The organism is Clostridium amazonense (assembly GCF_056431285.1).
In genome coordinates, this window is sequence record NZ_JBWKMH010000033.1 from 942583 (window position 1) to 963918 (window position 21336).

At 26.6% G+C, this 21336-nt stretch carries 18 protein-coding genes; 2 read left to right on the forward strand and 16 right to left on the reverse strand.

What is annotated here, in order from left to right; genetic code table 11:
• Positions 1-2 precede the first annotated feature (2 nt).
• The 12 genes from AC07E4_RS19175 to AC07E4_RS19230 all read right to left on the reverse strand — a co-directional run bounded on the left by AC07E4_RS19175 (position 3) and on the right by AC07E4_RS19230 (position 11485).
• The gene (locus tag AC07E4_RS19175) at positions 3-905 is read right to left on the reverse strand and encodes a glycyl-radical enzyme activating protein (protein ID WP_040330097.1); all 903 of its coding nucleotides are present in this window, start codon (positions 903-905) and stop codon (positions 3-5) included.
• Between the two features lie 5 nt (positions 906-910).
• Complete coding sequence (locus tag AC07E4_RS19180) at positions 911-1477, reverse strand: helix-turn-helix domain-containing protein (RefSeq protein ID WP_040330096.1); 567 nt, start codon at positions 1475-1477, stop codon at positions 911-913.
• Positions 1478-1849: 372 nt separating this feature from the next.
• The gene (locus AC07E4_RS19185; protein WP_040330095.1) at positions 1850-2332 is read right to left on the reverse strand and encodes an FUSC family protein; all 483 of its coding nucleotides are present in this window, start codon (positions 2330-2332) and stop codon (positions 1850-1852) included.
• 269 nt (positions 2333-2601) lie between these two features.
• Positions 2602-2754 carry a hypothetical protein gene (locus AC07E4_RS19190; protein ID WP_187372147.1) on the reverse strand — a complete coding sequence of 51 codons (153 nt, stop codon included), beginning with the start codon at positions 2752-2754 and terminating at the stop codon, positions 2602-2604.
• Positions 2755-2897: 143 nt separating this feature from the next.
• Complete coding sequence (locus AC07E4_RS19195; protein ID WP_051540468.1) at positions 2898-3467, reverse strand: TetR/AcrR family transcriptional regulator; 570 nt, start codon at positions 3465-3467, stop codon at positions 2898-2900.
• Between the two features lie 698 nt (positions 3468-4165).
• A complete protein-coding gene (locus AC07E4_RS19200) occupies positions 4166-5227 on the reverse strand; it encodes an exonuclease/endonuclease/phosphatase family protein (protein ID WP_040330094.1) in 1062 nt (353 codons plus the stop codon).
• A gap of 208 nt (positions 5228-5435) precedes the next feature.
• Positions 5436-5849, reverse strand: a complete 414-nt coding sequence (locus AC07E4_RS19205) for a MarR family winged helix-turn-helix transcriptional regulator (RefSeq protein WP_040330093.1) — start codon at positions 5847-5849, stop codon at positions 5436-5438.
• 246 nt (positions 5850-6095) lie between these two features.
• Positions 6096-6839 carry a Bax inhibitor-1/YccA family protein gene (locus tag AC07E4_RS19210; protein WP_040330092.1) on the reverse strand — a complete coding sequence of 248 codons (744 nt, stop codon included), beginning with the start codon at positions 6837-6839 and terminating at the stop codon, positions 6096-6098.
• A gap of 66 nt (positions 6840-6905) precedes the next feature.
• Positions 6906-8285 carry a GTP pyrophosphokinase gene (locus AC07E4_RS19215; protein ID WP_040330091.1) on the reverse strand — a complete coding sequence of 460 codons (1380 nt, stop codon included), beginning with the start codon at positions 8283-8285 and terminating at the stop codon, positions 6906-6908.
• A gap of 138 nt (positions 8286-8423) precedes the next feature.
• Entirely contained in the window at positions 8424-9791 is a 1368-nt protein-coding gene (locus AC07E4_RS19220; protein ID WP_040330090.1) for an MATE family efflux transporter, read from the reverse strand.
• 459 nt (positions 9792-10250) lie between these two features.
• Positions 10251-10418: a hypothetical protein gene (locus AC07E4_RS19225; protein ID WP_158644508.1), complete on the reverse strand. Its 168-nt coding sequence runs from the start codon at positions 10416-10418 to the stop codon at positions 10251-10253.
• A gap of 173 nt (positions 10419-10591) precedes the next feature.
• Positions 10592-11485, reverse strand: a complete 894-nt coding sequence (locus tag AC07E4_RS19230) for a LysR family transcriptional regulator (RefSeq protein ID WP_040330089.1) — start codon at positions 11483-11485, stop codon at positions 10592-10594.
• A 133-nt stretch (positions 11486-11618) separates the two neighbouring features.
• Here AC07E4_RS19230 and AC07E4_RS19235 point away from each other — a divergent pair, with 133 nt between their 5' ends.
• Complete coding sequence (locus AC07E4_RS19235; RefSeq protein ID WP_478217203.1) at positions 11619-12809, forward strand: coenzyme F420-0:L-glutamate ligase; 1191 nt, start codon at positions 11619-11621, stop codon at positions 12807-12809.
• Positions 12810-12944: 135 nt separating this feature from the next.
• Here the strand turns inward: AC07E4_RS19235 and AC07E4_RS19240 are convergent, their stop codons facing one another.
• A complete protein-coding gene (locus AC07E4_RS19240; protein WP_040330086.1) occupies positions 12945-14456 on the reverse strand; it encodes a BCCT family transporter in 1512 nt (503 codons plus the stop codon).
• Positions 14457-14875: 419 nt separating this feature from the next.
• Here AC07E4_RS19240 and AC07E4_RS19245 point away from each other — a divergent pair, with 419 nt between their 5' ends.
• Positions 14876-15496 (forward strand): GntR family transcriptional regulator, encoded by a 621-nt coding sequence (locus AC07E4_RS19245; RefSeq protein ID WP_040330085.1) that lies wholly within the window; start codon positions 14876-14878, stop codon positions 15494-15496.
• A 39-nt stretch (positions 15497-15535) separates the two neighbouring features.
• Here the strand turns inward: AC07E4_RS19245 and AC07E4_RS19250 are convergent, their stop codons facing one another.
• From AC07E4_RS19250 to nifJ, 3 genes are all read right to left on the reverse strand, one after another.
• The gene (locus AC07E4_RS19250; protein WP_478217204.1) at positions 15536-16000 is read right to left on the reverse strand and encodes a TetR-like C-terminal domain-containing protein; all 465 of its coding nucleotides are present in this window, start codon (positions 15998-16000) and stop codon (positions 15536-15538) included.
• 328 nt (positions 16001-16328) lie between these two features.
• Positions 16329-17336 (reverse strand): CAP domain-containing protein, encoded by a 1008-nt coding sequence (locus tag AC07E4_RS19255; RefSeq protein ID WP_478217205.1) that lies wholly within the window; start codon positions 17334-17336, stop codon positions 16329-16331.
• 365 nt (positions 17337-17701) lie between these two features.
• Entirely contained in the window at positions 17702-21220 is a 3519-nt protein-coding gene (gene nifJ / locus AC07E4_RS19260) for a pyruvate:ferredoxin (flavodoxin) oxidoreductase (protein WP_478217206.1), read from the reverse strand.
• Between the last annotated feature and the right edge of the window lie 116 nt (positions 21221-21336).

The following is a 21336-nucleotide window of genomic DNA, read 5'->3' on the forward strand; positions in this document are numbered from 1 at the left end:
TATTAACCCCCTATTTGAACATCATATCCTTCTTTTTCAAAACATAGTTTTATTTTTCTCATAAGTTCATCATTTGGTTTTTCGAGCTTAATATTTGTGTATTTCCTATTTAAATTAAAGTACTTATATACCCCTATATCATGATAAGGCAGTAAATTTATTTTTATAATATTTAAAGGTTTTATAAATTTAATAATTTCTTCTATTTGGCATATATCTGCATTTATACCTTCTATAATTGGTAGTCTTAAATTTATATTTGCATGTGCTTCACTTAACCTTTTCAAATTGCCTAATATAATATCATTAGTTTTCCCAATATATTTTTTATGCAATATTGAATCTAAAATTTTTAAATCATATAAAAATAAATCGACATATTTTAATATACTTTCATATTTATGAAAATCACAATAACCACAAGTATCTATTGCTACTGATATCTTTTCTTTATAGCATAGCACTAAAAATTCTTTTATAAATTCAAATTGAGACATAACTTCTCCACCGGATAAAGTTACACCTCCACCTGATTCTTCATAAAACATTTCATCCTTTTTTATCTCTATTAATAATTCTTCTGGAGTATATTCCTCCCCAACTATATCACGTGCATTGTTAACACAATATTCTACACACCTGCCACACTTAATACACTTATTTAAATCTGTGCATATTGTATTATTATGCACAGATATAGCATCATTAGGACAAGCAAGTAAACACTTTTTGCACAAAATACACTTCTCATTGTTCTGTATGATTTCTTTATTATAACTTTGTGTTTCTGGATTATGACACCATACACATCGCAAAGGGCAACCCTTAAAAAATACAGTTGTTCTTATACCCGGGCCATCTTTTGTTGAACATCTCTGTATATTAGTGATTAACGCCCTACTCAATCATATCACTCCTTATCTTTAAACTGATTTGGATAACTTACTTCAATAATCCTTACCATCTTATTAGTGTAATTGGAATAATTATGCATAATATCAGATTTATAATGAGCACTATCACCTGGGTATAACTCATGTTGATCATTATCTATGCATAAAGTTAAGGTTCCTTCTAAAACATATATAAATTCTTCTCCATCATGTTTATATTGGCTTATATTTTCTTCAGTATTATTAGGTAATATTTCTATTAGTCTTGGCAACATAAATTTATCACTATTATTTGTTGTTAAATTGTAGTTTATAAAAGTAGAACTATCAATTTTGAATACTTCTTTTTCATAACTTCTTAATACTACTCTATTTTTCCTTTTTGGATTTGCAAAAAAATAATTTAAATCAACATCTAAAGCTTCTGCAATTTTCATTAATGAATCCGTAGCTATACTTGTAAGACCTCTTTCTAGTTGAGATAAAAATCCTATTGAAAGGCCTGTCCCTTCACTTAATTCTCTAAGTGTCATTTTTTTATTTGTTCTAAGCTCTTTAATTTTATTTCCTATATCTTTTTTCAACTTTCACACCTCATCATTATCCCTATAGAAATGTTTAGTTCATAATATTATGATACTTCACTTTATTTAAATAGTCCATATATTCAGTAAAATTTTTAAGTATGTATTTCATTATATCTAATTTAAGTTATATTTATTATGTATCAACGTTTAAATCTAAGTTTTATTATAATTTTTCATATCTAAACTCTTAAATCAACACCTTTTTATAAGTAGTAATTTATAATTTTGTAGTATAAACTCTTCTAAAATCTAGAAAAGTCTATACTATTCATTTAAACTATAAGTACAAAATAAATATATTTTATTTTACTTCAAAACTATTTTTATATTATAAAATCATTCTATAGTTTTTATATAATTAAATTTATTTTATTTTTTTAATATTTTATCTTCACTAATTTTTTCTTCTTTATATGGGCATATGTATTTATTTACAAGAACAGCTATAATAATACCTAATGCTGTCTCTATAAATCTAAATGTTCCATATTCTAAGGGAGATTTATCATTCAAATTTGTCATTATGGCAATAAATACAATACACGAAATCGATATTGATTTATTTTTATGTAATGAATCACATATATAAATAATTAAACTCACTCCCATACATGTAAATATAATACTGTTTGGTGCTATATAAGAAAAACATATTCCTATAAATGTCCCCATAGCAGTACCTATCATTCTGTTTTTTCCTACTTCAAATGAAGTTTCAACAGTAGATTGCATACAGATAACTGCTGCTATACAGCTATAAAATGGAGATTTAAACCCAAGTAATCTTGATATAACTATACACAAGAAAACAGCTATTCCAGTCTTCATATTTCGCATTCCTATTCTCTTCATAAGCAACTCCTCAACATATTTTACTTACAAACTATATAATACGCTAATTTTTTTCATTTTCAAATAATGTTTTCATGAAATGTAAATTTTTATACATAAAATGATGATATTATATAATTTATTAAACTTATAATACCATAAAAATAAAGATTCTTATTTCAAGACAGAAAAATATAATTAAATATTGAATATATGTTCAAATATATTTAACATTTAAATGTCTCTCAATAAGAATCTTTACTTTTTTGTTTATTTTTAATTTTAAATTTCTATTTTCTCATCTTTTGTTGTTCTTTCATAATGTCTTGTTGACCTAATCCTGTTGCTTCCATTATTTCAGTTATTCCCATATTTCTTTCTAAAAGCGTTCTAGCTTTCTTTAAAAGTTTTTCATGTTCACCTTTGTGCATTTTTTTACTCATCAATCATAAACTCCTCTCGATTTTATAATTAAGTTTACCTTTTGAATATCTTATATGCTTCAAAAGATTCTATATGTTTTAATTAACACTTTCATTTTTATTGTTATCTTAAAGCATAATATTTATTCACTTAAACCTGAAGTTTATTCTTCTATAAGCGCTAACACTAGTACTTTTATAAATTTAATATTATTTTCCCGATCTTTAGGACTCATAGATAAACTTTTTGTTATTTCAACAATTAATATCTGTCCTAATCTTTCATTTACATTTTCAAACTCCGAAAGAGCCTCTATTTTTTTTAGAGGAGTAAAAATTTTAGTTACTCTTTGAGATATTTCTTTTATAAACTCATGCATCTCTATATTCTTATTATTAGAAAAAGTGTATTTTTGTTGAACATAAAAACCCAATCCACGTCTATCCTCTATACCATCATAAAGAACTTCTATTTGTAATTCTAATTTTTCTTTTAAATCTAAGTCCAATTTTTCTATAGCCTCAAGTTTATTAAAAGTTTTTTGCCATGAAATTTTTAATATATGCATGAATAATTCCATCTTACTACTATAATAGTTATAAAATGTGCCTACAGCCATACCGCATTCTTTTGCTATCAATTTTATATCTACTTCATCATAACCTCTGTTTGAAAACAACTCAAATGCTTTATTTCTAATATTTTCATCTAAATTCTTAATAATTTTGGGCATAATATCTCCTTTTTTTTCAATTATATATGTAATTTTTTATAGGTTCTAACTTTTTAACTTATACATATTTGATCAGTACTATAGGAATTTAAGTTTAAACTTTAAGTTATTCATGTTTAAGTTGAGAAAGAGCAATTTGAAGTGTTATACAAAATTAACAATGAAGGATAAAACTGAAGTCTCAGTTTATTTGAATCAATTTTTATGATAATTTGCTAAGCAAATTAGTTTGAAAACAATATAAAAACATAGTTTTCATGGAATTCTATTCATAAATATTAAGAACGAAGTGAATAATATTAACCATCATTGTTAATTGCTAACTGTTAATTGTTAATTGGTTCCAGACATTATAATAGAATAAACTATAAGATTAGTAATATCATTTGAGAAATCTATTATTTAAAATTTTAGCTTGGAACCCTATATAATTTCAAACATATACTATTAATCTTTCATCCTTCAATTATTAGAAATATTCCTAAAGTTAGAGATCTAACATCCATTATAAATCTCCCTTTTATATTATAAACTTATCCTAAAATTACAATTAAAATTGAAAACTTATAAGTTAAAATATGAATTTATTTCCTATATAAATTGATTTTATCATATTCTATATAATTTTTTTATATAAAAATAAAATAATCAAGGAAATATAGAAATAAATTTCCTTGATTATCATATTTATAATTTAATTAACTTAATTTAAATTTTATAGTTAACGGATTATGATCTGAGTACTTAAAATCTAATTCTTTTCCTTTTATATCTATAGTTTTTATATTTTCTGATACTATAAATCCATCTATTATAGCTCTAAAATTTTCTCCCTTTACATATGGTGTTCCTGCAGTTCTTACTGTTGGTGTATTTTTATCAAACTTCCATGTATATCCATCTAATAAAAATTCATTTGGTATCATTTGTAACCATGACGGCCATTCCTCTGTTGCTTCAAACTTTTCAGGATCACTACCGGGAATTTGATGATTAAAATCTCCACCAGCAATAACATAGTTGCCTTTATCGTATTCTTCCTTCAAAAATTGTTGTAAAAAACCCAACTGCTGCTTTCTTATGAAACCGCCTTTATCATATGCTGATAAATGAACATTTATTAATACTAATTCTTTACTGTTTTCTACTGGAATTCTATTCACTAATATACATCTATCTAACTCAGCTAATTGTCTCGGCCATTTCTCTTGTCCTGGCAAACTATATCTTGTGCTCTCATTAACCTTGTATTTTGATAAGTTCATAAGCCCTGCCAATACTTTTCCATGTGGCTTTGTTAACGGTATTGGAACCCATGGAGTTTTATAGTTTATAGCAAAACTTGTAGTAAAGTCTTTAAATTCATTTTTTATTTCTTCATACTGATCTACTTTATAACTTCTAGTTGCATTTATATCTACTTCTTGAAGAAACGTAAATTCTCCATTTATTTCCTTAAGAGCATCTATACTTCCTTTTAAATTTGCCTCTGTTTTTTCTTTACTTATGGAACGCGATAAACTTCCTCCATCCATAAAAAAATGGATTTCTTCATCCATACCACAGTATCCAATATTGTAAGTGGTTAAAGTCATTTCTTTATCTAATTTAACAACATCATTTTGATTGTTTTCAATTTCTATATTGATTACTTCTTCTGGTTTATAATCTGTAATCGTCATAAAAACTAAATATGCAATTACTATTAATAATAGAATTACAACTACACACATAAGTATTTTGAATGTTTTTCTTATCATCTTTTCCCCCATCACTATGTTTTTTATTTTATTATAATAATACCATATTTTAATATTTAGAACAAAGCTATAGGGTTCCAAGTTCAAATTTAAAGTAATGTATTTATAAATTGAAAGATTTTTGCTTTTATCAAGAAACATGAATTGTTTAAAGTTTTACTCATAAAAATAACAAATCAAAGTACATACTTTAATTTGTTACAATTTACTAACTTAAGTTTTTAACTATTTTAGCTAGAACATTTCTAAATATATCTCTTTCATTTTCATCTATATTTAAGAAACATTGTTCATCAAAGCTTTTAAATAATCTAAATATATCTTGTTTTATATCTTTAGCTTTTTGTGTTAAATAAATTCTACTAACTCTTAAATCTTCTGTGTCTGTCTTTTTTATTATAAAGCCTGTTTTCTCCATTCTATTAACCATTTTAGTCATAGTTGCTGGTGTAACAGATAATTTTTCACACAAATCTTTTTGAGTAGTTCCTTCATTGTTATATAAAACCATAATTAATGATGGTTGTCCTCTATATAACCCCAATTTAATTAATTCTTCATCTAATTTTTTGAAGGTTCTATTTGCTACTTTTAAATAATTAGATATTAAATTTTCCTCCATTTATTATTCCTCCACATATTTAGTCAACTAATTTTATATATATCATTAAACAAATTTCTATATATAGAAAAATACTCTCACCTCTAAATTTGTTCATTTAACAAAATTCAACTTAGTATTTATTACTACTCTTGAATACTTATAAGAATGTCCAATTTTTGAAATGAGTTATTTATATAGTTAATTTGAATCTATAGTATATTCAATTCTATTTTATCACAAATTATAATGCACTATGTATATTTTTTATTTTTCACTATTGTTTTGTAATAATTTAACTAATAACTCTAGTATCTCAACATATAACCATATAAGTGTAACTAACAATCCAAACCCTGCATACCACTCCATATATTTGGGACTTCCATACTGAGCAGCTCTTAGAATAAAATCATAATCAAGTATTAAACTAATTGATGCTATAGCTACTACAAACACACTAAATCCTATCCCTAAAAATCCAGATCCAAATATAGGTATATTTACTCCAAATAAACTTAACATAAACGATATTAAATAAATTAAAGCTATAGATACTGTTGATATAACAACTCCTTTTCTCACTTTACCAGCTAATGTTGGAGTTCTTCTATATATAAGTAATGTAGAAATAGATACTGCTATAGTCAAACAAATTGCTGATAATACTACTCCTGGAAATCTAAACTCCATAAGTCTTGATAAACTCCCAAGTAATACTCCTTCGAACACAGCATAAAATATAGATGTTATAGGCGCTATTTTAGGTACAAAATTTGTTATTATAGCAAGTATAAAAGCTCCTATAGATGATATCACTAAAAGACTATTAAAATTCTTTATTCCATTAGATAACACTTTCCATGTTAACATTAATGATATGAATAATACTGCTATTAACACTAATGTCTTAATTATTGTTGATGAAATTGTCATTGTATCTTCGGCATAATTACTTTTTGATTTCTCAAATCCACTATTTATAAATGGATTTGATTGCAAATCCTTCATACAACATTCTTCCTTTCAAATAATTACTTTACATTATATTTTTTACAAATTTATAAATTTTATACTTTAATATAACTTTATTTCAGTACTAATCTTTATGTATAGCATTTGCTTGTATGCATTTTTAGAAATTTCCCATTCATCTATTGTATTTATTCTTTCATTTATTAATAATATAATTTCTCCTATAATATTATTAATTTTATTTATATTCTTATCATAAATAAAAGCAATTGAACTTTTCTCACAGAACATTTCACATACTGTGTCTAATAAATCTAACTTGATATACTTCAATTCTTCATTTGAAAATTTATCTTTTAAAATATTAAACTTATCATTTTTATAAAATCTATTTTGTACATAACTTGTGAAACTTTCAAAGTCTTCTGCATTACTACCAGGTTCTATTTCAAATAATATTCTAAAAAATAAGTTCCAATCAAAATCTATATTTATAATTTCTAAAAGTTTTGTACCTGCTTTTTTGCTAAATTTATTATCATATTTTACTTCTCTATCAAATATTATTTCTTGATTAAATTTAATATCATTTTTACTTATTTCATTTACTCTTGATAGCATTTTTATAAGAGTTTCATTATAATCTTCTAATTCCTTAGCATTATTGCTTCTAAATAAGTAATTTACAATAGCATCACAACTCTTCTTAAAATCTACTGAAAACCCTATGTCTTCTTTCATTTTATTGGAAAATAAATCATATACTATTTTAGATAACATAGTTTCTACTTGTTTTTTTCGTATCATTGGATCTATAGTATCTGATTTAACAGAGTAATCACAAATTAAAGATAATTGATTATCTATCATAGATAAATTTTTTTTGATTGAAGTTAATATATTTTTAAAGAAATCATCCACAACCATATAATTCTTATTTTTATATATTACTTTATGTTCGATTTCTCCCCAAAACATATTTACAAGTGATTTTATTTGAAGTTCAAAATTATATTTTATTATTCCATCATCATATATACCATCAATTCTATAAATTTTAAATCCATTTTTTTGTTTTTGTGGTTGTTCACTTTTTAAATTTAATCTTATTTTAGAATTTATTTCATTATAAGAAGTTCCATCATTATGTTTTCTATCAAAAAAACTTAATAATTCATTATATACTTTTTCTTCATCATCTATAAATCTGCACTCTATTCTTGCACCAATTAAATCCTGTAGATTAAGTATTACTTCTTTCGAACTATTGTATTTTTTATAGTAATTATTTCTTATTATCTTATCTTCTAAACTAGCTTTAGATTTTACTCTTGTAACAACATTTAATTCACCATCATTTACACATAGTAAAACTTCTTCAAAATACTCCTCTATTTCCTTAGAAATACCTTTAAGTTCTATTCTTTTTTCTTCTAATAAATTTATTGATTCCTCTATAAAACTAAATATCTTAAGTTCCACAAATACTTCCTCCAAAACAACTATAATATTTACATATTATAATACTTTTATGTCTATTTTGTTTCATTTTAATGTATGAAAAATAAACCCTATAAATTTTACTATAACCTACTTAGTAAAATTTATAGGGTTTTTCAGTTAAATATCTTTAACCATATTGTGTATCCATTTTCCAGATTTAAATCTTTTTAACATAACGACAACTTTTATAGCTTCTTCAGCAAATGTCATAAGTACAACTAAATATACTGGTAATTTAATTACAAATGCTCCAATGAATGCAAGTGGTATTCCTATACACCAAAGTGTAATTCCTTGTACTAATGAACCATATGTAGCATCTCCACCACCTCTTAATACTCCTACTATCATTACTGCATTGTAAACTCTTATTATTAATATAGCTGAATATATATATAATATATATAAAGAATCTCTCTTAACATTTTCTGATACATTAAACATAGATAATATTGATGATGCTGATAATGCTAATATCCCTGCTAATATAATAGAAACAATTATGGCTAATTTTGAAATTCTCTTAGCATAAACTTTTCCTTCTTCTTCTCTATTAGCACCTATTTCATTTCCTATTATAACTACTGATGCATTTGCAAGTCCAAATGTTATTATCATAAATAAATTCATTATAGTTGTACATATCTGTATTGATGCTGAAGCACCAGTCCCTATTCTTCCATATATTGCGGCATAAGTTACATTTCCAAGTCCCCAACAAGCCTCATTTAATATTATTGGTAGAGTAACTTTATATAGCCCCTTAAATACCTCTTTTGATATTCCAACAAACTCACTTAATTTTGCTCTTAATACATTCTTTTTAGAGTAAACTCCAATTAAAATTATTGTACACTCAAATACTCTTGCAGTTACAGTTGCTAATGCTGCACCTTTTACACCTAAAACAGGTGCACCAAACTTTCCAAATATAAGTACATAATTTAAGAATCCATTAGTAAGTAGTCCTATAAAACTAGCCCACATAGGAAGAACTGTGTTTCCTACACTTCTTAATGCTGCAGCATAATTAAAAGTTATAGACGTAAATAAATAACTCATTACAACAATAACTAAATATTCACTACCTATTTCTATTACTTTAGGATCTATATTGAATATGGCCATTATTTTTTCTGGAATTAAAAGTCCGATAAGTCCAAATACTAAAGTTGCTAAAATTCCACCTATAAGCCCAATACCTAATGTTCTTTTTATATTTTTTTCATCTTTTTTTCCCCATAATTGTGCTATAAACACACCACAACCTGCACTAATTCCCATTATAATTAAATTAAATAAAAAATAATATTGATTAGCTATTCCAACTGATGCTAATTCTACTTCGCCAACTTGTCCAATCATCATAGTATCTAACATATTAAGTGATGATGCTATAAGATTTTGTATAACTATTGGAAGTGTTATTAAAAATAATCTCTTATAAAATTTCTTATCTTCTTTAAAGCTTTTAACTAAACTCATATATTCCTCCTTATTAGTTATTAATAAACATAAAAATAACATCCAACTTTGAGTTTTTTTGTCAAAGTGGATGTTTCAAACACTTGCTAATACTTATACTAAGTATTATAAATTATTAAATTTTCACCAATGGTTATATTATATTATTTTTTTTATATTGTCAACTTTTATCACTTAATTAATTACTATATTAAATGTTTTATACTATTAATATATGCCTTAAATTTTATATTATAAATAATACTATAACAAAAGCATGTTTTCACATGCCTCATTCTATAAACCTAAGATATTGATTAAATTTTATATTAGCTTTTCCTAAATAAATTTCTTCTTAAATAAATAGTTTGTAATTTTTCTATTTCTTTTATATGTAAATTTTTAATCTTCGCTATACTATATTTATAGTAAAATTATATTAACTATACTGTAAAGTATGCATCAACACAGTTCAAATTTCTATAAAATATTAGATTTAACTTTTAAGTCTATATCTAATAATTCGTTTAAATCAAATTTTTTATTAAAATATTCTTCTATAATATCTATTGTTTCTTCATCATTACACTGATTTTCCATATTATTTATATAACTATCTATTATTTTATTATTATGTAAAAACGACATAACTCCACCTCATATCCCAATATTTTCAATTTAATTATACTCTTTAAAGTATATATTATCAATATTCTGAAATAATTTTCGTTTTAATAACTTTTTTGTCGTTTTTACATATAAAAAAGCATAGTATAGCGAAATATATTAATTAGAATACTTTTATTTTTCGCTATGTATCATCACATTTGTTTACTACTTTCTAATATCTCTATAAATTTTTGAGCTGCTGGAGATAATGATACACTTTTAAGAAAACAATAGCCTATACTTCTCTTAGGTATTTCTTCAACAGTTTTAACTTCATATAAAATATTTTCTTCTAAATATTTTTCTGAAAATTCTTTAACCACACAGGATACACCTAAATTTATCTTTGCAAATTCTAACAATAAATCATGTGCTCCTAATTCAATTTCTGGTAAAATCTTAACACCTTTAGTCATCATATACTTTTCAACATACTGTCTTGAATTTGACTTTGGTTCTAAGAGAATTAATGGCAACTGTGCAAGTTCATCAAACTCTAATTTTCTTTTAGTTAAACCTCTATACTTATTTCCACAAACAAATATATCATGTACATCAATGCACTTCTTTTTCTCTAATGTAGAATCCTCCACTGGAAAATTGCAAATAGCAATATCAATTTTTCCTGATTTGATCATTGCACATAATTCAAGTGTAGTTCTATTAATAATTTTCAACTTAATATTAGGGTATTCTCTATGAAACTCTTCTAAATAAGATAATAAGAAATATCTTGATATAGTATCTCCTACACCTATCTTTAGCTCCCCAATCATGAGATTTTTAGATTCTAAAAGTTTTCTTTCACCTGTATTTATTAAATTTATTGCAGAATTTACATACTCAAATAGCAATCTTCCTTCATTAGTAAGTTCTACACCTTTAGGAATTCTAGTAAACAATCTCATTCCTACTTCATTTTCTAATTGCATTATAGACTGACTTATTGCTGGTTGTGTCATATACAAGTTTTTAGCAGCTTTAGAAAAACTATGACATTTTCCAACTTCACAAAATACTCTATATAAATCTAATTTACTTATCATATAAGCTCTCCTTATATCTAATATACTATATATTTATTTTACTTATACCATGATTTTATTATATATTACAAGTATAAGTTATGAAACAAATTTTACTTTATATAAATTAAAGATGTTTAAAGGAGAGATTAAATTGGAAAGAGTAGTAGGAACTGTTGTTAGAGGTATTCGTTGCCCAATTATTAATAATGGAGATAATATTGAGGAAATTGTTGTTGATAGTGTATTAAAAGCAGCTGAAGTAGAAGGATTTAAAATTAATGATAAAGATATTGTTACAGTAACAGAATCTGTAGTTGCTCGTGCTCAAGGCAATTATGCATCTATTGATAATATAGCTAAAGATGTAAAATCTAAGTTTGGAGATAATACAGTAGGCGTTATTTTTCCAATCTTAAGCCGTAATCGTTTTGCTATATGTCTTCGTGGTATTGCAAAAGGTGCTAAGAAAGTAGTGTTAATGCTTAGCTACCCATCAGATGAAGTTGGAAATCACTTAGTAGATATAGATGAGTTAGATGAAAAAGGAGTTAATCCTTGGACAGATGTTTTAACTGAAAAACAATTCCGTGATTATTTTGGATATAAAAAACATACTTTTACTGGAGTAGATTATATAGACTATTATAAATCACTACTAGAAGAATATGGTACTGAATGTGAAGTTATATTCTCTAATAGTCCTAAAACAATTTTAAATTACACTAAAAATGTTCTTACTTGTGATATTCATACAAGATTTAGAACTAAAAAAATATTAAAAGCTAACGGTGGAGAAAATATTTACAGTCTTGATAACATATTATGTGAATCTATTGATGGCAGTGGATACAATGAATGTTATGGTCTTTTAGGCTCTAATAAATCTACAGAAGAAACTGTTAAACTTTTCCCTCGTAATTGTCAACCAGTTGTTGATACTATACAATCTCTTTTTAAAGAAAAAACTGGTAAAAACGTTGAAGTTATGATTTATGGAGATGGAGCTTTCAAAGATCCTGTAGGTAAGATTTGGGAACTTGCAGATCCTGTAGTTTCTCCAGCATATACTTCTGGACTTGAAGGAACACCTAACGAAGTTAAGCTTAAATATCTTGCAGACAATAATTTCGCATCTTTAAGAGGTGATGAATTAAAAAATGCAATTTCTGAATACATTAAAAACAAAGAAGATGATCTTGTAGGTTCTATGGAGTCTCAAGGAACTACACCTAGAAGACTTACTGATCTTATTGGTTCCCTTTCAGATTTAACATCAGGAAGTGGGGATAAAGGTACTCCTGTAATATTTATTCAAGGTTATTTCGATAATTATACAAAATAACAAATATCTCTTAGACCTTAAAATAATTAAGGCTTACCCTAAGATTGAAATAAGTAAAGACACCTCAATATATAAAGTTTTGAGATGTCTTTATTTTTTTATTTTAGTATATAATTATTTTTTAACTAAATATTTTTATTTATTTTCCATTTTACATTCAACTTTATATAATTCCTTTGTAAAAGCTATAATTGCAATAAGCATAATTATTCCAAATGGTAAGGCCATAATTATAGATGTATTTTGAACCATAGTTAATCCTCCAACAAATAATAAAACCATAGTTACTGCTGATTGCATTATTCCTAAAACTATTTTCTTAGAATTCTTCACATTTAATTTCCCATTTGAAGTAATCATTGCTAAAACATATGTTGCTGAATCTGCACTAGTCACAAAGAATGTAAATAATAACACTATTGCTATTATAGACATTAGCCCTCCTAATGGATATGCCTCAAATATCATGAATAATGCTGTCTCAACCTTTTCTATTGCTTTAACACCTATATTCATAGGAGCATTAATGCCTAAAGTACCAAATACATTCATCCATACAATGCAAAATCCAGCTGGAACAAATAATACTCCCATTATAAATTCTTTTATAGTCCTACCTTTAGAAACTCTAGCAATAAATATAGCTACTGATGGAGCCCAAGCAATCCACCAGCCCCAATAAAATATAGTCCATTTCCCATACCAATCACCTTTTACAAATATATTATTATTAGTAGTTAAAAGTTCTACAGTATATCCCTTTAATCCAATAAACAGGTTATTTATCATATCCCCAAAAGGTCCTATTAATGTTGCCATTAATAATAATAATGCTGCTAAAAACATATTAGTATTAGATAATATTTTTATTCCTTTATTCACTCCTGTACATGCAGATATCAAAAACAATATGGTTATTATAGTTATTATTATTATTTTCACTTTATTATTATCAGGTATATTAAATAAATAATTTAATCCACTATTTATTTGAAGTGTTCCCATTCCAAGCGAAGTTACTATACCTGCTATAGTTGCTAATACTGTAAATATATCTACAATTTTTCCCACTATGCCTGCAGATCCTTTTTCTCCAATTATTGGTATTAATAAACTACTTATAAGTATAGGTTTTTTTCTTCTAAAATGCATATATGCTATTGCTAATGCTAAAACTGAGTAACATGCCCAAGCTGATATTCCAATATGGAGAAATGATTTTGTAAAAGCAAACTTTTTAGCCGCCTCACTTCCGCCTTGTAAATTCAATGGATTTATATAATGAGTTAATGGTTCTGCAACTCCCCAAAATACTAATCCTATTCCAATCCCAGCACTAAAAAGCATACAAAACCAAGTTAAGTTTGAAAATTCAGGCTTGGAATCATCATCACCTAGCTTTACATTTTTAAATTTACTAAAGACTATCCAAATACAAAAAAAGAAAAATATAAGCATTAAACTGCAATAAACCCAAGAAAATTTATTTATTATTAAATTATACGATATACTTACTACTTCTTCTAATCTCTGCCTGAAAAAAAGTCCACATATCAAAACAAATATAGCAAATATTATTGAACTATAATAAACTATATTTTCCTCTATCAATTTTCTTCTTTCACATTTGTATCTAGTTATATCCATAAAATCCCCCTTTAATTGAATACTTTATTATAATTATAAAGTTGTCAGTTAGTTTAAATTTTATAATTTTAAACTATTTTTAGTTATAACAATATAAGTACTTATATTTACAAAATTATCCTTTATTGAAGTCTTATAAAATTTTATAATCATATGTTGGATTTTTATAAAATTATTAATTGATTTTGATAAGATTTAAATAGGAATCTAATTTTCACAATATATAAATGAATTTAGATTTTAGAAAAATTTATCTGACACACTTATAATAACATATAAGTTTTCAAATTTCAAACACATATGTATTTTTGTTACAATATCATTATAAATATTTTATCAATTTGTATTTAATTTATTTTATTCTTATAATACTAATTGATAAGGTTTATTCCTATATAATTTTAGAGGAGTGCATATTTATGAAAAAACAATTTAAAGTTCCAAATTATATAAAAATAGCTACTGATATAGCTTATAGAATAATAAATAATGAATTTATTGAGGGAAGCAAGATAACTGGAAGAACTACTTTAGTTAGCATTTATCAAGTTTCTCCTGAAACTATAAGACGTTCTATATCTTTATTAAAAAGTATGAATGTTGTAACTGTAAATGAAAAAAGTGGAATAATTATTAACAATAAAAAAAATGCTGTTGAATTTTTAAACAAATTTAAAACTGAATCTGATTTTAACAGTTTAAAATGTGAAACTTATGAGTTACTAAAAGAAAGGAAAAAAATTGATGAACAAATTGAGAAAAATCTAAATTCTGTAATTAATTTTGCTACTCAACTTCGTAATGTTGGAAAGATAATCCCTTTTGAAAGTAAAATTCTTTCTAATAGCTCTATAATAGGCAAAAGCATAGGTGAATTAAACTTTTGGCACAACACTCAAGCAACAATAATTGGAATAATTCGTAATAATGAAACATTTCTATCACCTGGTCCATACTTTACATTAATGGCTAATGATATAATAATATATGTTGGTAATGAAGGTGTTTTATTAAATGTACAACAATTTATCTCATTATAATATTATGGGAGATTAAAATCTTCCATAATATTATATTTTTTATTGTATATATTTTTGAAGTCCATTTTTTATTTCTCCCTCAATCAATTTATTAAGTTTTTCAATTATATCTTCTGGATTTTCCTTCATTCCATTTTTCATCCACTTAACCACAAGTCCAATAAGAATAAATGTGTATACTTCTGCAACAAAATTTTTTTGTTCCTTTTTTATGTTTAATTCAACTGAAATTTCATCTATAACTCCAATCAATAAATGAAACGTTATATTATAAAGAAACTTATCTAAATGATCTCTTCCAAGTGAATAGAATGTATTCATACAAAATGCATGATTATCAGCCACATATTTAAATATCATATAATACCCTTGTTTCCATGTATCATATGTTTTGTAACCTGCTATTCTGTCTACTGCTTCTGTTTTGTATATCCAATCTAATAAATCATAAATATCTTTGAAATGATAATAAAATGTTTGCCTATTTACTCCACAATCAGCCACTACATCTTTTACCCTTATTTTTTCAAGTGGCTTTTTTGCATTAATTTTTTTAAAGAGGTTGCAAGCTCTCTTTTAGTCATTAATGTCATATTTAAATACCCCATGCACCATACTTACATATACATTTAATCTGCAATCTCTCATTATATATAATTTAAATTTATAAATTTCTACTAAATAATTCAATGGTATAACTATATTAGTTATGCAGTAATAATTACGTTATATTATTTATTATATTAAATATATGTGTTTTTTATATGACAAAAATTTCTATAACTTAAATAAAAGGTAAACTTATTCTCAATAAGTTTACCTTTTATTTTATTTATCTATAAAATTCTTGTGTTGCATACACCGTATTTCCTATTTTATATACTCCAACTCCTATATCAGTAAAATTACTTGATAGTATGTTTGCTCTATGACCTTGTGAATTCATCCACATATCCATAAATTGATTTGCTAAAGAACTTGCATCAGATGTACCACCTACATAAGCTATATTTTCTCCCCATGCATTGTAACTAACTCCATCTTTTTGCATTTGAACAGTTATAAGATTACCTTCAGGATCATTATGATCAAAGTATCCTCTATCTCCCATATCCTGTGATTTGATTCTCGCATACTTTTCCATAGTTTTATTATCTTTTAATGAAGATAATCCTGCTTTACTTCTTTCTTCATTAACTTTTTGTATTATTAATGTTTCAACTTCAGCCATAAATTTATCACTGCTGTTTGGAGTTTCTGGAATTTCCACAACTGGTGGTTTTTCCTCTTCAGTTGTCGGTGGAGTTTCAACAGCTGGTGGAACTTGTGGCTTTTCATTTTCTGAAGGTGTATTCACTATTGGTGGTTTTTCTTCGGTACTTGTCCCAACATTACCTTCATTACTGCCTATATTACCAGTGTTATTTCCATTACTTTCACTATTTCCAACATTATTATCATTTGGCTTATTACTAGGTTTATTTACTATGTTGTCTTGTCCATTATTAGGTTTGCTGTTTACATTTCCATCTCCTACATCTGGACATTGCTCATTATTATCACCATTTAGAATATTTTCCATAAACTCATTAAGTCTATTTATAATATCTCTAATACTTATATATACATATTGTACAAATCCAACTTTATCTGTTGAATCTTCTTTTACTTCACTAGTATTTGTCAATTTTAAATAATGATTATTTTTACTTACTTCTTTTGTAGAATAATCACTATTAGCTTGAATAACTACTGCATCTTCTGTTGCTGCATAAGTAGTAACTCCAGCCCCTCCTATAATAGTAGTCGTTAATAACATCGCAATTAGTTTCTTTTTCATTCGTACCACTCCTTTTTATTTTTTCAAATTCTTATGTTGAATTCAATATTTTATTAGTTAAAGTACTTTTTACTTCACTACTGCTGACATATATATTTATACCATAACAACTACCTTTTTCTTTACTCCAATTCTTTCCCTTCATTGTTATATACTACTTTAGATGAAATATTGTCCTCATATGGAAACTGTATATTTTATCAAAACCTAGATATTCTCTAGAAAATATCACTTTTCCAATATACTCCTTGGTTGTAATTACCACGTTTAATTTTCAAATTTTCTATCTTTTCAACTTAATTCTTACATAAAAAACTGCTTTAAAATAATTTTTTGAATTATTTCAAAGCAGTTTATTATTATTATTATTGTTCTGCTAGTTTTTTATAATTATTTAGTCTTTCTTTTGCATCTAATTCTGTTTTTTCAAATAGCATCTCTGCTTCTTCTGGGAATGCTTTTGCAAGAGATGCATACCTTACTTCTCCCATTAAGAATTCTCTAAAATCACTCTTTGGCTCTTTTGAATCCAATGCAAATGGATTTTTATTTTCTTCTTTTAACATTGGATTATATCTGTATAAACTCCAATATCCACATTCTACAGCTCTTTTTTGTTCCTCTTGTGATGTTGACATACCTTTCTTAATTCCATGATTTATACATGTAGCATATGCAATTATTAATGATGGACCATCATATGCTTCTGCTTCTGCAATTGCTTTAATTGTTTGATTCTTATCTGCACCCATAGAAACTTGAGCTACATAAACATTTCCATAACTCATAGCCATCATGCCTAAATCTTTTTTCTTACTTCTCTTTCCTGATGCTGCTAATTTAGCTACAGCAGCTGTTGGTGTTGCTTTTGATGATTGACCACCTGTATTAGAATAAACTTCAGTATCAAATACTAATACATTTACATCTTCACCAGATGCCAATACATGATCCAATCCACCATATCCTATATCATAAGCCCAACCATCTCCACCAAACATCCATTGAGATCTCTTCACTAAAAACTCTTTGTCATTTAAAATCTTCTTAGCAATATCATTATTTTCACTTTCAAGTGCTTTTATTACTCTATCAGCTCTTTCTCTTGAACCTTCTCCAACTTTCATGTTATCTAGCCAATCTTGTAATGCACTTTTTGCTTCATCTGATATGTTAGATGTAATAGCTTCTCTAGCATTATCAGCAATTCTTTCTCTTATTGTTTTCACAGCCATATGCATTCCTAAGCCAAACTCTGCATTATCTTCAAATAGAGAGTTTGCCCAAGCTGGTCCATGACCACATTTATTAGTACTATATGCAGTTGCAGGTCCACCAGCAGCCCAAATTGAAGAACAACCTGTAGCATTTGCTATCATCATTCTATCTCCAAATAATTGAGTTACAAGTTTTGCATATGGAGTTTCACCACAACCAGCACAAGCACCTGAGAATTCAAGTAATGGTTCTTCAAATTGACTACCTTTAACAGTTTTCTTATTCATTGGATTCTCTTTCTTAGATACTTTTTCTACTGCATAATCCCAAGATTCTATTTGTTCATGTTGACTATCTTGTGATTTCATTACTAATGCTTTACCTGGTGCTGGACAAATTTCTGCACAGTTTCCGCAACCAACACAATCAAGTGGAGTAACTCCTATTGTGTAATATAATTTTTCCTCAGCTTTAAGTGCTTTTGGTTCAATTAACTTCATTGATTGTGGTGCATTTGTTTTTTCATTTTCATTTAGCAAGAAAGGTCTAATAGTTGCATGTGGACATACATATGAACATTGATTGCATTGTATGCAATTTTCTGGAATCCACTCTGGAACACTAACTGCAATACCTCTTTTTTCATACCTTGCTGTTCCAGACATAAATGTACCATCTTCAACACCTTCATTTATGAAAGTTGACACTTTAATTGAATCACCTTCCATACTATTCATCGGTTCTACAATTGATTTTATAAAACTTGGAACATTTTCTTTTTCATCTAATTTATCATCTTCAGCATTTTTCCAACTTTGTGGTACATTTACTTTAACTATAGATTGTACTCCTGTATCAATTGCTGCATGATTCATATTAACTATTTTTTCGCCTTTTTTGCTATATGATGTAACAACTGCATCTTTTAAATACTTAATAGCATCATCTACGGGAATTATATCAGCTATTTTAAAGAATGCTGCTTGCATTATCATATTAATTCTTCCACCAAGACCAATTTCTTGAGCTATTTTAACAGCATTAAGTGTATAGAACTCTATATTATTTTCAGCTATATACCTTTTTATTTTTCCTGGTAATCTACTATCAAGTTCTTCTTCACTCCATAATGTATTTAATAAGAACTTTCCATTTTGTTTTAACCCTTCTAATATATTATACTTATAAACATATGATTGATTATGACAAGCAACAAAGTCAGCTTTATCAATTGGATAATGTGATTTTATTGGTGTTTTACCAAATCTTAAGTGTGAAATAGTTATACCACCTGATTTTTTAGAGTCATATGAAAAGTATCCTTGCGCATACATCTCTGTATGATCACCAATAATTTTAATAGCACTTTTATTTGCACCTACAGTTCCATCTGAACCAAGACCCCAGAACTTACAAGATTTTGTACTTTCAGGAGTTGCATCTATTTTTTCTTTTACTTCTAAGGATGTATTGGTAACATCATCAACTATTCCTACAGTAAACCTATCCTTTGGTTTAGTCTCATTTAGATTTTCATAAACTGCAGCTATTTCTGATGGTGTTGGATCTTTTGAACCCAATCCAAACCTTCCACCTACAACTAATGGTGCATTCTCTTTTCCAAATAATGATTTTACTACATCTAAGTATAGTGGCTCTCCAATAGAACCAGGCTCTTTAGTTCTATCTAATACTGCAATTTTCTTAACTGAGTCTGGAATAACTTTTAGAAGTTTTTCTACTGCAAATGGTCTATATAATCTAACTATTACAAGACCTAATTTTTCACCTTTACTATTTAAATAATCTATAGTTTCTTCTATTACTTCGGTAACTGCACCCATGGCAATTATTATTTTATTAGCATCTTTTGCTCCATAATAATCAAAGCAATGATATTCTCTACCAGTTATTTTAGTTATTTCACTCATATAATTTTCAACAATATCTGGAACATCTTCATAGAATCCATTTATTGATTCACACATTTGAAAATATACATCTGGATTTTGTGCTGTTCCTCTAGTAACTGGGTGATTTGGGTTTAATGCACTCTTTCTAAATTTATCAATAGCATCAAAATCAACTAAAGGCATTAAATCTTCTTGTTCTAAAAGTTCAACTTTTTGTATTTCATGAGATACTCTAAATCCATCAAAAAAGTTTACAAATGGTACTCTGCATTTAATTGCAGTTAAATGTGCTACTGCTGATAAATCCATTACTTCTTGTACTGAACCTTCTGATAGCATCGCAAATCCAGTTTGTCTTGTTGCCATAACATCTTGATGATCACCAAATATACTTAATGATGATGTTGCAAGTGCTCTAGCAGCTACATGTATTACCCCTGGAAGTCTTTCTCCAACCATTTTATACATATTAGGTACCATAAGAAGTAACCCTTGTGATGCAGTGTATGTACTTCCTAATGCTCCGGCTTGTAAAACACCGTGTAATGCTCCCGCTGCTCCCGCTTCTGATTGCATTTCTACTACTTTTACTGTATTACCAAAGATATTTTTTTTACCTTTTGCAGCCCAATCATCAACTACTTCAGCCATAGGTGTTGATGGTGTAATTGGGTAAATTGCAGCTACTTCTGTAAAATTGTAGGAAATATATGCTGCTGCAGTGTTTCCATCCATACTTTTCATCTTTCTCATTTCTTTACCTCTTTCTTTTCAAAACTTTATCATATTTTTTTACAGTATAATTGCTACTATATTCTTTATATAATTTGTTCTAAAAAGCTAAATATTATGTAAAAAAAATAGTAAGC